Annotated in this window: 10 protein-coding genes; 8 read left to right on the plus strand and 2 right to left on the minus strand. The window is 71.9% G+C overall.

Features of this window, described 5'->3' with window-relative positions:
• Positions 1-235: 235 nt before the first annotated feature.
• Positions 236-781, minus strand: a complete 546-nt coding sequence (locus tag ACIQU3_RS08910; RefSeq protein WP_403728449.1) for a hypothetical protein — start codon at positions 779-781, stop codon at positions 236-238.
• Positions 782-1,129: 348 nt separating this feature from the next.
• Here ACIQU3_RS08910 and fmt point away from each other — a divergent pair, with 348 nt between their 5' ends.
• Together fmt and ACIQU3_RS08920 are read left to right on the plus strand one after the other, a co-directional pair.
• Complete coding sequence (fmt, locus tag ACIQU3_RS08915) at positions 1,130-2,062, plus strand: methionyl-tRNA formyltransferase (protein ID WP_403728447.1); 933 nt, start codon at positions 1,130-1,132, stop codon at positions 2,060-2,062.
• A 108-nt stretch (positions 2,063-2,170) separates the two neighbouring features.
• On the plus strand, positions 2,171-3,598 hold the full coding sequence (locus tag ACIQU3_RS08920; RefSeq protein ID WP_403924081.1) for an RsmB/NOP family class I SAM-dependent RNA methyltransferase: 1,428 nt from the start codon (positions 2,171-2,173) through the stop codon (positions 3,596-3,598).
• On the opposite strand, the gene ACIQU3_RS08925 is transcribed toward ACIQU3_RS08920, so the two are convergent.
• Positions 3,579-5,720: an MMPL family transporter gene (locus ACIQU3_RS08925; protein ID WP_403728443.1), complete on the minus strand. Its 2,142-nt coding sequence runs from the start codon at positions 5,718-5,720 to the stop codon at positions 3,579-3,581. The genes ACIQU3_RS08920 and ACIQU3_RS08925 overlap by 20 nt on opposite strands.
• A 131-nt stretch (positions 5,721-5,851) precedes the next feature.
• Between ACIQU3_RS08925 and rpe the strand changes: the two genes are divergently transcribed.
• From rpe to ACIQU3_RS08955, 6 genes are all read left to right on the plus strand, one after another.
• On the plus strand, positions 5,852-6,538 hold the full coding sequence (rpe, locus tag ACIQU3_RS08930; protein WP_403728441.1) for a ribulose-phosphate 3-epimerase: 687 nt from the start codon (positions 5,852-5,854) through the stop codon (positions 6,536-6,538).
• Positions 6,539-6,616: 78 nt separating this feature from the next.
• The gene (locus ACIQU3_RS08935; RefSeq protein ID WP_366717099.1) at positions 6,617-7,660 is read left to right on the plus strand and encodes a sugar-binding domain-containing protein; all 1,044 of its coding nucleotides are present in this window, start codon (positions 6,617-6,619) and stop codon (positions 7,658-7,660) included.
• A 24-nt stretch (positions 7,661-7,684) separates the two neighbouring features.
• A complete protein-coding gene (locus ACIQU3_RS08940; protein ID WP_403729205.1) occupies positions 7,685-8,038 on the plus strand; it encodes a barstar family protein in 354 nt (117 codons plus the stop codon).
• Positions 8,039-8,146: 108 nt separating this feature from the next.
• The gene (locus ACIQU3_RS08945; protein ID WP_403924084.1) at positions 8,147-9,589 is read left to right on the plus strand and encodes a GuaB1 family IMP dehydrogenase-related protein; all 1,443 of its coding nucleotides are present in this window, start codon (positions 8,147-8,149) and stop codon (positions 9,587-9,589) included.
• 443 nt (positions 9,590-10,032) lie between these two features.
• Positions 10,033-11,502 (plus strand): amino acid permease, encoded by a 1,470-nt coding sequence (locus ACIQU3_RS08950; protein ID WP_403728436.1) that lies wholly within the window; start codon positions 10,033-10,035, stop codon positions 11,500-11,502.
• Between the two features lie 10 nt (positions 11,503-11,512).
• Positions 11,513-11,965 carry an Lrp/AsnC family transcriptional regulator gene (locus ACIQU3_RS08955; protein ID WP_104778814.1) on the plus strand — a complete coding sequence of 151 codons (453 nt, stop codon included), beginning with the start codon at positions 11,513-11,515 and terminating at the stop codon, positions 11,963-11,965.
• Positions 11,966-12,060 lie beyond the last annotated feature (95 nt).

The raw sequence follows: 12,060 nt of genomic DNA on the forward strand, positions 1-12,060 counted from the left end.
CGGCCCGCTCCGCCTCGGGAGGGCCTCCCCGTCCCGTGGCGACCTTCGGGAGGCTGTTCCCTGACTCTGCGTGAGACTCGGGGCCCCGGGATGCGCTCATCGCGTCCTCGCCCGGGCCACGTCCGGCGACGTCGGGTCAGCCGTCGCGAACGGCGGGGACCGTTCGGCCGGAGCCCGGTCCCGATACGCGGCTGCCCTCCCGGAGACGTTCCGAGAGGGCGGAGCGGAGGGCTCGTCAGCCGCTGCGCGGGCCCGGGAAGGCCGAGGGCCTGACCTCGTCGCGGAGGGAGGGGCTGCCGGCCGTGGGCTGTGTGGGCATGGAACGGGCGGCGGGGACCGTCGGCACCGGGGGCAGGCCGGTGGTCACGTTGACCGAGCGGCCGCCCGTCGGCTCCGGCGTGCGCTCCGGCTCGGGCGCGGCCGGCTGGGCCGCGGCTCGGCGGGCGCCGTAACGGCGGTGTACCGCCTGTTTGGTGACTCCGAGCGCGGAGCCCACCGCGTCCCACGAGAAGCCGAGTGAGCGGTCGAAGTCCACGGCCGCCGTGACCAGGGTCTCGACACTGTCCCGCAGCTCCTGGGCGAGACGTACCGTCGGGGCGGGAGCCCGTCCGTAGACGACGAAGCCCGTGGAGGGGCCGGAGCGGCGCGGGCGGTAGACGTTGCCCAACTGGGCGGTGAGGGTGCGCAGTGCGTCCACCTGCCGGCGGACCCGCTCGATGTCCCGCACCAGCAAGTGCAGGCTGGCCCGAGCCTGGGCGTCGTGGGTTGCATGGTCGGCCATGAACAAGCCTCTCGAACCGGCGTTGAAAGGAATGGGCCGCGATCGCGGCCCTATGTGGTCAACTCTGTCTTGACAACGCGGATTCGCTCCGCGGGTCACGGTGTGGGGGCGTGGGGGCTTGTGCGTGCGCCCGTTTGCGCGGGATGTGCGCCTTCGGAGTTCGGCCTTTTGGCTCTTCGGTCACCCCCCGGTTGATTCCGTTGGTCGCCCCCGCCGCGCTCACAACCGTCCGCCGAGAGGCGGCTGACTCCCGTGGGTCCGGGCGCCCGTTGGCGGCTTTCCCCGCGACGGCTCCTAAACTTGTGCCCACCCGTCATCGCCCCCCGCCCGAGAGGCCCCCACCACCCCATGAAGCTCGTCTTCGCCGGTACACCCGAGGTCGCCGTTCCCGCTCTGGACGCTCTGCTCGCCTCCGGGCGGCACGAGGTGGCCGCAGTCGTCACGCGGCCCGACGCCCCGGCCGGGCGCGGACGCCGGCTCGTCGCGTCGCCCGTCGCCGAGCGGGCGGAGGAGGCCGGGATCGAGGTGCTGAAGCCCGCGAAGCCGAGGGACCCCGAGTTCCTGGAGCGGCTGCGGGAGATCGGGCCGGACTGCTGCCCCGTCGTCGCCTATGGAGCGCTGCTGCCCCGGGTGGCCCTCGACATCCCCGCGCACGGCTGGGTCAACCTGCACTTCTCCCTGCTGCCGGCCTGGCGCGGCGCAGCGCCCGTGCAGCACGCCATCATGGCCGGCGACGAGATCACCGGAGCGTCCACCTTCCTGATCGAGGAAGGGCTCGACTCCGGCCCGGTGTACGGGACGGTGACCGAGGAGATCCGGGCCACCGACACCAGCGGGGACCTGCTGACGCGGCTCGCCTTCGCCGGTGCCGGACTGCTCGCGGCGACCATGGACGGCATCGAGGACGGCACCCTGAAGGCCGTACCGCAGCCGGCCGACGGGATCAGCCTCGCCCCGAAGGTCAACGTCGAGGACGCCCACCTGGACTGGAGCGCGCCCGCGCTGCGGGTCGACCGGATGGTGCGGGGCTGCACCCCGGCCCCCGGCGCCTGGACCACGTTCCGCGGCGAGCGGCTCAAGCTCATCCAGGTCGCCCCCGTGCCCGACCGGACGGACCTCGCCCCGGGGCAGATCGCCGCCGGGAAGAACAACGTGTACGCCGGCACCGGTTCCTACGGCGTCGAGTTGCTGTGGGTGCAGGCCCAGGGCAAGAGGCCGATGCGGGCGGCGGACTGGGCCCGCGGCGTGCGGATCGGCGAGGGCGAGCGGCTCGGAGAATGAGCCGGGGCAGGGCCCTGACCCGGCCCGGCATCCCGCGGCCGCTCTCCTGGCGCACCCGGCGGCGTAGGCTGGACGGCGCACTTCTTCTCACCCCCGGAGCACCTTTTCGTGAGCGAACAGCCCCGTCGAGCCCGCACGTCAGGCAAGCCCTACCGCCGGCCCAAGAAGGACCCCGTCCGTATCCTCGCCTTCGAGGCGCTGAGGGCCGTGGACGAGCGGGACGCCTACGCCAACCTCGTTCTCCCGCCCCTGTTGCGCAAGGCGCGGGAGAAGGAGGGCCCCGAGAGCTTTGACGCCCGTGACGCGGCGCTCGCCACCGAGCTGGTGTACGGAACGCTGCGGCGGCAGGGGACGTACGACGCGATCCTGGCGTCCTGTGTGGACCGGCCGCTCGGGGAGGTCGACCCGCCGGTCCTGGACGTGCTGAGCCTCGGCGCGCACCAGTTGCTCGGCACGCGGATCCCGACCCATGCGGCCGTGTCCGCCACCGTCGAGCTCGCGCGGGTCGTGCTCGGCGACGGACGGGCCAAGTTCGTCAACGCCGTGCTGCGCAAGGTCGCGCAGGACGACCTGGACGGCTGGCTGGAGCGGGTCGCGCCGGCGTACGACGAGGACCCCGAGGACCATCTCGCCGTCGTCCACTCGCATCCCCGGTGGGTCGTCTCCGCGCTGTGGGACTCCCTCGGCGGCGGGCGCGACGGCGTCGAGGAAATGCTGCGCGCCGACAACGAGCGGCCCGAGGTGACCCTCGTGGCACGGCCCGGGCGGGCGACCGCCGAGGAACTGCTCGACGAGGACGCCGCGGTGGCGGGCCGCTGGTCGCCCTATGCCGTACGGCTGACCGAGGGCGGTGAGCCGGGCGCGATCGCGGCCGTGCGGGACGGACGGGCGGGTGTACAGGACGAGGGCAGCCAGCTCGTGGCGATCGCCCTGGCCAACGCGCCCCTGGACGGGCCCGACCGGCGCTGGCTGGACGGGTGCGCGGGGCCCGGTGGCAAGGCCGCGCTGCTGGGCGCGCTGGCTGCCGAGCGGGGCGCCCTGCTCGTCGCCTCCGAGAAGCAGACCCACCGCGCCGGTCTCGTCGCGAAGGCGCTGGACGGCAACCCCGGGCCGTACCAGGTGATCGCCGCCGACGGGACGCGCCCCGCATGGCGGCCGGGCAGCTTCGACCGGGTCCTGGTCGACGTGCCCTGCACCGGTCTCGGCGCGCTGCGCCGCCGCCCCGAGGCGCGCTGGCGGCGCCGCCCCGAGGACCTCGAGGGCTTCGCGCCGCTGCAACGCGGGCTGCTGCGCACCGCCCTGGAGTCGGTGCGGGTCGGCGGCGTCGTGGGCTACGCGACCTGCTCGCCGCACCTCGCCGAGACCCGGGCCGTCGTCGCCGACGTGCTCAAGCAGCACCCGGACACGGAGCTCCTCGACGCCCGGCCGCTGCTGCCCGGCGTACCCGACCTGGGCGAGGGGCCCGACGTACAGCTGTGGCCGCATCTGCACGGGACGGACGCGATGTACCTGGCGCTCATTCGCCGGACCGGCTGACCCCCGCTCCCACCGCCGCCCGGTCCGGCGCGCCGCCGTCGTGGCGCGCCAGCCGGTGCGGCCACCACACCTTCGGCCCGACGTCCAGGAACAGCGAGGTCACCAGGACCGAGCGGACGATGAAGGTGTCGATGAGGACGCCGAGGGCGACCGTGAAGCCGATCTCGGCGAAGGCGACCATCGGGAGCGTGCCGAGGGCGGCGAAGGTGCCGGCCAGGACCAGACCGGCGGAGGTGATGACGGCCCCGGTGGCGGCGAGGCCCGTGACCACGCCCGGTCTGGTGCCCTGGCGGGCCGCCTCCTCGCGGATGCGGGTGGTCAGGAAGATGTTGTAGTCGATGCCCAGGGCGACCAGGAAGACGAAGACGAACAGCGGGAAGTCGGTGGCCTCGCCCGCGTAGTCGAAGACGTACCGGAACGCGAGCGCGCTGATGCCGAGGGCCGCCGTGAACGACAGGATCACCGTGCCGATCAGCAGCAGCGGGGCGATCAGGGCGCGCAGCAGGCCGCACAGGATCAGCAGGACGACCACCAGCACCAGCGGGATGATCAGCACGTTGTCGTGCGTGGTCGCCTCGTCCATGTCCAGCAGGGCCGCGGTACCGCCGCCCACCTTGGCGTCGGCGTCCGGCACCGCGTGCACGGCGTCCCGTACGCGCTCGACCGTCTGCTTGGCGGCCTCGCTGTCCGCGGGGGCGGTCATGGTGGCCTCGAAGAGGACCTTGCCCTCGAAGGCCGGTTTGGTGCCGGGTGGCAGACCGAGGGACTGGGGGACCACGCCCGGTGTCCCGGCGACCGCGCGGCCCACCTGCACGGCCTGCGCCTGGTTGCTGACGATGACCAGGGGATCGCCGCTGCCCGCCGGGAAGTAGCGCGCCGACACCTCCTGGCCGGTGATCGAGTCCGGTTTCCCGGTGAACGCGTCCGCGTTGCCGATGCCCTCCGCGCGCAACTGGATCAGACCCAGTGAGCAGACCGCCAGCGCGAGCGCCGTCACCGCCCAGATCATCCGCGGCCGGCGGGCGATACGGCGCCCCGTGCGCGCCCACACACCGCGCTCCGTGGGGTCGGGCGTGCCGTAGCGCGGGACGACCGGCCAGAAGATCCAGCGGCCGAAGATCACCAGCAGGGCCGGGAACAGGCTCATCATCGCCACCAGCGCGACGGCGACACCGATCGCCGCCACCGGGCCCAGGCCGCTCGTGGAGTTCATCTCGGCGACCAGCAGCACCAGCATGCTGAGCACGACCGTTGCGCCGGAGGCGATCACGGCCGGGCCGGCGCGGTGCAGGGCCAGGGCCATCGCCTCGTGCCGGTCCTCGTGCCGGCGCAGTTCCTCCCGGTACCGGGCCACCAGCAGCAGGGCGTAGTCCGTCCCGGCTCCGAAGACCAGCACCGTGAGGATGCCGGCGCTCTGGCCATTCACCGTCAGGCCGCCGTGCTCGGCCAGCAAGTAGATCAGCGCCTGCGCGGTGAACAGGGCGCAGACCACCGAGACCAGGGGGACCACCAGGAGCGTCAGACTGCGGTAGGTGATGAGCAGCATGACGATGACGACCGCCATCGCCGCGAACAGCAGGGTCGAGTCGATGCCCTCGAAGGCCTCGGCGAAGTCCGCGGACGTGCCGCCCGGGCCGGTGATGTGCACGGCCAGTCCGTCGCTGCCCGTGCCGACGTCGTCCCGGATGGAGTCCACGGCCGGTGAGATCCGCTCCCAGCCCTCCTCGTCCATCATGATCGGCACGAAGACCTGGGCCGCGCGCGGATCGGTCTGCCGGTCGAACACCGGCCCGCGCGTCTGCTCGCCGATGATGCCGTGGTCGCGCAGCTGCTTGAGCTGCCGTACGTCCTCGGCGATCTCGGCACGGTCCTGCGCCGTCAGACCGCTCTCCCGCGCGTAGATCACCACCGCCGGGATCTGCTCCGGCCGGAAGTCCTCGGAGATCTGCAGCACCTGGGTCGACTCCGCGGACCCCGGCAGCCACGACGCGGCGTCGTTGTCCTGCGCGTCGGTCAGCTTCATGGCGAGCGGCGCAGCGATGAGCAGCACGACCACCCAGAAGACCAGCACGAGCCACTTGGCCCGTCGGCCGCAGACGAGATGCGCGACGCCCTGCTTCATGCCGGCCCCCTGCGCGAAGACGTCCCGTGAGCGGCGCGGGAAACCGCGCGAAAAGCCACATGAGCCCCGCACTCGGCAGACCACCTGGGACCGATGCTCACAACCCCCACGGGGCATGGCAGTCTTAGGACATGGCCGCGCAGATCAACCCCAGCATCCTGTCCGCAGACTTCGCCCGCCTCGCGGACGAGGCGAAGGCCGTGGCGGGAGCCGACTGGCTCCACGTCGACGTAATGGACAACCATTTCGTCCCGAACCTCACGCTCGGTGTGCCGGTCGTAGAGTCGCTGGCCCGTGCGACGGACACCCCGCTGGACTGCCATCTGATGATCGAGGCCCCCGATCGGTGGGCGCCCCAGTACGTGGAAGCGGGGGCCGGTTCCGTCACCTTCCATGTCGAGGCCGCCGCCGCACCGGTCCGGCTCGCCAGGGAGATCCGGGCCAAGGGCGCCCGCGCCTCCATGGCACTGAAGCCCGCGACCCCCATCGAGCCGTACGAGGACCTGCTCCCCGAGCTCGACATGCTGCTGATCATGACGGTCGAACCGGGCTTCGGGGGACAGGCGTTCCTCGACATCATGCTTCCGAAGATTCGCCGCACCCGCGAGTTGATCAGCAAGCACGGTCTGGAGCTCTGGCTCCAGGTCGACGGCGGAGTTTCCGCGTCCACCATCGAGCAGTGCGCGGACGCCGGAGCCGACGTCTTCGTGGCCGGATCGGCGGTCTACGGGGCAAACGACCCGGCAGAGGCGGTACGTGCACTACGCACCCAGGCCGAGACGGCGACGGCGAAGGCCACCTGGGCCTGCGACCACTGAGCCACAGCAAAGTGAACGGCTCTCATCAGGGCTGATCAACCGCGCCACATCTGCAAGGATGAACGGCGAATCCAGAGTGTGAACAGCAGTGAGGAGAACGCCGTGTCGGGTATGTCGGCGGGCCGGTCAGCCATGCGGATGGGACCCGCTGAGCTGGTGCAGGCGGCGGCCATGGCCCGCCGCTTCTACCTCGAGGGCAAGTCCAAGATCCAGATCGCGGAGGAGTTCGGCGTCAGCCGCTTCAAGGTGGCCCGGGTCCTGGAAACCGCCCTCGAACGGGATCTCGTACGGATCGAGATCCGTGTGCCCGCCGAACTGGACGCCGAGCGCTCGGACGCGCTCCGCGCCCGTTACGGCCTCAGGCACGCCGTCGTGGTCGAGTCCCCGGCCGAGGCCGAGGAGACGCCCGACCCCGAGAACCTGGGAGAAGTGGCCGCCGACCTGCTCGGCGAACTGGTCAACGAAGGGGATGTGCTGGGCCTGGCCTGGGGCCGCTCCACCATCCACATGGCGGCGGCGCTCGACCGGCTGCCCCCGTGCACGGTGGTGCAGCTGACAGGTGTCTACGACGCCGGGACGGCGGAGCGCGGCTCGGTCGAGGCCGTACGCCGCGCCGCCCAGGTGTCCGGCGGCGACGCCCACCCCATCTACGCCCCGATGCTGCTGCCCGACGCGGCCACGGCCACGGCGCTGCGCAACCAGACGGGGATCGCCCGCGCCTTCGAGCACTTCGACAAGGTCACCGTCGCCTGCGTCTCCATCGGCTCCTGGGAGCCGGGCATCTCCACGGTGCACGACATGCTCAGCGACGAGGAACGCGCGCACTACGCCTCCCTCGGTGTCGCCGCCGAGATGTCCGCGCACCTCTTCGACGCCGAGGGGCGCCGGGTCGGCCGGGACCTGGGCGAGCGCTGCATCACGGTGAAGGCGGACCAGCTCCGCCGGATCCCCGAGGTCGTCGCGATCGCGGGCGGACAGCGCAAGGGGCCCGCGATCGACGCGGTGCTGCGCTCCGGGCTCGTCACCAGCCTGGTGACGGACACGTCGGCGGCCGACTACCTCATGACGGCCGGACCGACGCCGAAGTCCGCGCTCAACCGCTCCGACCCGGACGGGGTCTGACGCGTGGCCGGCCAGAGGCCCGGGGTGCCGCACGACCCGGCGGGACGGATCGTCGTCGTCCTGGACCTGGACGGGGTCACGGACAAGGCGGGCCTCATGGACCGCTGCGCCCGTGACCTGGCCCTGCCCGACTGGTTCGGCCGCAACTGGGACGCCCTCGCCGACTGCCTGTCCGATCCCGCCCTCTGGCCCGAGGAAGCCGGGGAGCGGGGGCTCCTGGTCGTCGTACAGGGCTGGCGGAAGTACGCCGAGTCGCGGCCCGACGAGTGGCAGGTCGCCGAGGAGATCTTCGCCGAGGCGACGGACCGAGGACCGGGGCTGTTCGTCACCCTCGGTCTTGGAGCATCCTCCGAGAGGCCCCCTGACCAGCCTGGATGATCCGCTGGGGGTCGATCGGGGGCCCGGCATGGGAGAATGAAGTACGTGCTCTTTCCCCCTGGCCGGCCGGTCCGGGGGTCACCTCTGATCGACTGGGATGTGCAGCACGTGCGTTTCCTCAATGACATCCAGCCCGGGTACGACCTGACGTACGACGACGTCTTCATGGTGCCGAGCCGCTCCTCGGTGGGCTCGCGGCAGGCCGTCGACCTCAGCTCCCCGGACGGCACGGGCACGACCATCCCGCTCGTCGTCGCCAACATGACCGCCATCGCCGGGCGCCGCATGGCCGAGACCGTGGCCCGCCGCGGCGGCCTCGTGGTGATACCGCAGGACATCCCCATCGACGTGGTCACCGACGTCGTCTCCTGGGTGAAGAACCGGCACCTGGTGCTGGACACCCCGATCATCCTGTTCCCGCACCAGACGGTCGCGGACGCGCTGGCCCTGCTGCCCAAGCGGGCGCACAACGCCGGTGTCGTGGTCGACGGGGACCACAAGCCGGTCGGCGTGGTCACCGACGCCGACCTGTCCGGCGTGGACCGCTTCACCCAGCTCGCCGAGGTCATGTCCCGGGACCTGCTGCTCATCGACGCGGACATGGACCCGGGCGAGGCCTTCGGCACCCTCGACCAGGCCAACCGCCGCTACGCCCCCGCGGTCCACCGGGACGGCACGCTCGCCGGCATCCTGACCCGCAAGGGCGCCCTGCGCGCCACGCTCTACAAGCCGGCCACCGACGCCCAGGGGCGGCTGCGCATCGCCGCCGCCGTCGGCATCAACGGCGACGTCGCGGGCAAGGCCCAGCAGCTGCTGGACGCGGGTGTCGACGCGCTCGTCATCGACACCGCGCACGGCCACCAGGAGTCGATGATCAGCGCCCTGAAGCTGGTGCGCGACCTCGACCCGCAGGTGCCGGTCGTCGCGGGCAACGTGGTCGCCGCCGCCGGTGTGCGCGACCTGATCGAGGCCGGCGCGGACATCGTCAAGGTGGGTGTCGGTCCCGGTGCCATGTGCACGACCCGGATGATGACCGGTGTCGGCCGGCCGCAGTTCTCCGCCGTCCTGGAGTGCGCCGCCGAGGCGAGGAAGTACGGCAAGCACGTGTGGGCCGACGGCGGCGTCCGCCACCCGCGCGACGTGGCCATGGCCCTCGCGGCCGGCGCGTCCAACGTGATGGTCGGCTCCTGGTTCGCCGGCACCTACGAGTCCCCGGGCGACCTGCAGCACGACGCCCAGGGCCGCGCCTACAAGGAGTCCTTCGGCATGGCCTCCGCCCGGGCCGTGCGCAACCGCACCTCCGAGGAGTCCGCGTACGACCGCGCCCGCAAGGCGCTGTTCGAGGAGGGCATCTCCACCTCGCGCATGTTCCTCGACCCAGCCCGCCCGGGCGTCGAGGACCTGATCGACTCGATCATCGCGGGCGTCCGTTCCTCCTGCACCTACGCCGGTGCCGGCTCCCTGGAGGAGTTCGCCGAGAAGGCCATCGTCGGCATCCAGAGCGCCGCCGGCTACGCGGAGGGCAAGCCCCTGCACGCCAGCTGGAGCTGACGTCCTGAAAGCCCCTTTGGACGGCCCCTGTTGACCCGCCCCGTGGGTCGGCGGGGGCCGTTCTCGCGTACGCGGCCCCTGCCGTCGGCGCAGGGAGGACGCCGAGTGCGGCGAGGCGCCGTGGCGTACGTCGACTGCTGGGCCCCGTGACCGCCGACGGCGTTCGACGGGAGCGGGCCGACACCCGCGTGTTCCTCGCGAAAGCCCTTCCGGCGGCTCCCGATGCAACACTCGACAGCCGCCCCGCAACGAACACCCGCACATCCCCCGGTAACGCAATGATCTTGCACGTATGCGCAAGGTTGCTGCATTTCACCAGCAACGCCGATGCTCGTAGGCTGTCGCCTCGTACGTGGCGTGGCGGGGACTCCGCTCGGTGGGTCCCTGCTCAAGGGTGCCCGCGGTCCCTGCCGCCCTCACCGGCAGCGATAAGGAGCCAGCGCGTGCTCGACCAAGGCGCACCCCCGCAGAACCCAGGCCCGACGGCGGCCTCCGCACCCCCCGGCGTCGGCGCGCGCCTCATGCGGCGCAAGCCCGTGGAACACCTGGTCGCGGAGGGTGGGCAGGGCGAGGGAGGCTCGCTGCGCCGCACCCTCGGACTGTGGCAGCTGACCATGATCAGCATCGGTGCCACGCTCGGCACCGGCATCTTCGTGGTCCTCGGCGAGGCCGTCCCCAAGGCGGGCCCCGCCGTCACCCTCTCCTTCGTGATCGCCGGTCTCACGGCCCTGTTCTCGGCCCTGTCCTACGCCGAGCTGGCCGGAACGATCCCGGTCTCCGGCTCCTCGTACTCGTATGCGTACGCAACGATGGGCGAGCTGATCGCCTGGATATGCGGCTGGTGCCTGGTCCTGGAGTACGGCGTGTCCGTCGCCGCCGTCGCCGTCGGCTGGGGCGAGTACCTCAACGAGCTGCTCGACGGCACCATCGGCGTCACCATCCCGGCCGCCCTGTCCGCCCCGCCCGGCGACGGCGGCGTGTTCAACCTGCCCGCGCTGATCGTCGTCCTGCTCGCGATGGCGTTCCTGCTGGGCGGCGCCCGCGAGTCCGCCCGCGCCAACACCGTCATGGTCGTCGTGAAGATCGCCGCGCTGGTGATGTTCTGCGCCATCGGCGTCCAGGGCTTCCGCTCGGGCAACTACGAGAACTTCATGCCCCTCGGCATGGCCGGTGTCAGCGCCGCCGGTGCCACGCTGTTCTTCTCCTACATCGGTTTCGACGCCGCCTCCACCGCCGGTGAGGAGGCCAAGAACGCCCAGCGCGACCTCCCCCGCGCGATCATGCTCTCGCTGGTCATCGTGACCGCGCTGTACGTCCTCGTCGCGGCCGTCGCCGTCGGTGCCAAGCCCTGGAAGAACTTCACCGACTCCGAGGCCGCCCTCGCCCAGATCATGCGCGAGGTCACCGGGCAGACCTTCTGGGGCACGCTGCTGGCGTTCTGCGCCGTCATCGCCATCGCGAGCGTGGTGCTGACCGTGCTGTACGGCCAGACCCGCATCCTCTTCGCCATGTCCCGCGACGGTCTGGTGCCGAAGGTGTTCGCCCGGGTCCACCCGAAGACCGGCGCCCCCCGCGCCAACACCCTGATCGTGTCGCTGTTCTGCGGTGTGCTGGCCGCCGCGATCCCGCTCGGGCAGCTCGCCGACGCCACCAGCATCGGCACCCTGTTCGCCTTCGCGCTGGTCAACGTCGCCGTCGTCGTGCTGCGCCGGACCAAGCCGGACATGCCGCGCACCTTCCGGGTGCCGCTCTCGCCGGTCCTGCCCGCGCTGGGCTTCGCCTTCTGCATCTGGATGATGGGCAGCCTGTCGACCGTGACCTGGGTGGTCTTCGGTGTCTGGATGGCCGCCGGGCTCGTGTTCTACTTCCTGTACGGCTACCGCCGTTCCCGACTCGCGCCATCCGAAAAGTGAACGACCCACTGTGCTGAACGATCTCGACGAACGCATCGTGCACGCCCTCGCCGAGGACGCCCGCCGCTCCTACGCCGACATCGGCTCACTCGTCGGCCTGTCCGCGCCCGCCGTGAAGCGGCGCGTGGACCGGCTGCGGGCCACCGGAGCCATCACCGGCTTCACCGTCCGCGTGGACCCGGGCGCCCTCGGCTGGGAGACCGAGGGGTTCGTCGAGATCTACTGCCGGGGCAACACGTCCCCGGAGACCATCCAGCGGGGCCTGGAGCGCTACCAGGAGGTCGTGGCCGCGTCCACCGTCACCGGGGACGCGGACGCGATCGCCCAGGTCTTCGCCTCCGACATGCGCCACTTCGAACGGGTCCTGGAACGGATCGCCGGTGAGCCGTTCGTCGAGCGGACCAAGTCCGTTCTCGTCCTCTCGCCGCTGCTGCGGCGCTTCTCGTCCGGGTCGCCCACGTAACTCCGTGGCCCCCAGCGGGCCACACCCCTAGCCTGGGTGTCATGACCTGGCGACATTGATCCACCAGCCGTGCCTCCCGAGGGCCGCCTCGGCCG

Origin of the sequence: Streptomyces sp. NPDC101110, assembly GCF_044759525.1 — a bacterium.
In the GTDB taxonomy this organism is placed as follows: domain Bacteria; phylum Actinomycetota; class Actinomycetes; order Streptomycetales; family Streptomycetaceae; genus Streptomyces.

Bases quoted from the DNA above. Each gene is read 5' to 3' on its own strand.
- fmt (WP_403728447.1), top strand. From the start codon at position 1,130: ATGAAGCTCGTCTTCGCCGGTACACCCGAGGTCGCCGTTCCCGCTCTG.
- rpe (WP_403728441.1), top strand. From the start codon at position 5,852: ATGGCCGCGCAGATCAACCCCAGCATCCTGTCCGCAGACTTCGCCCGC.
- ACIQU3_RS08925 (WP_403728443.1), bottom strand. From the start codon at position 5,720: ATGAAGCAGGGCGTCGCGCATCTCGTCTGCGGCCGACGGGCCAAGTGG.
- ACIQU3_RS08910 (WP_403728449.1), bottom strand. From the start codon at position 781: ATGGCCGACCATGCAACCCACGACGCCCAGGCTCGGGCCAGCCTGCAC.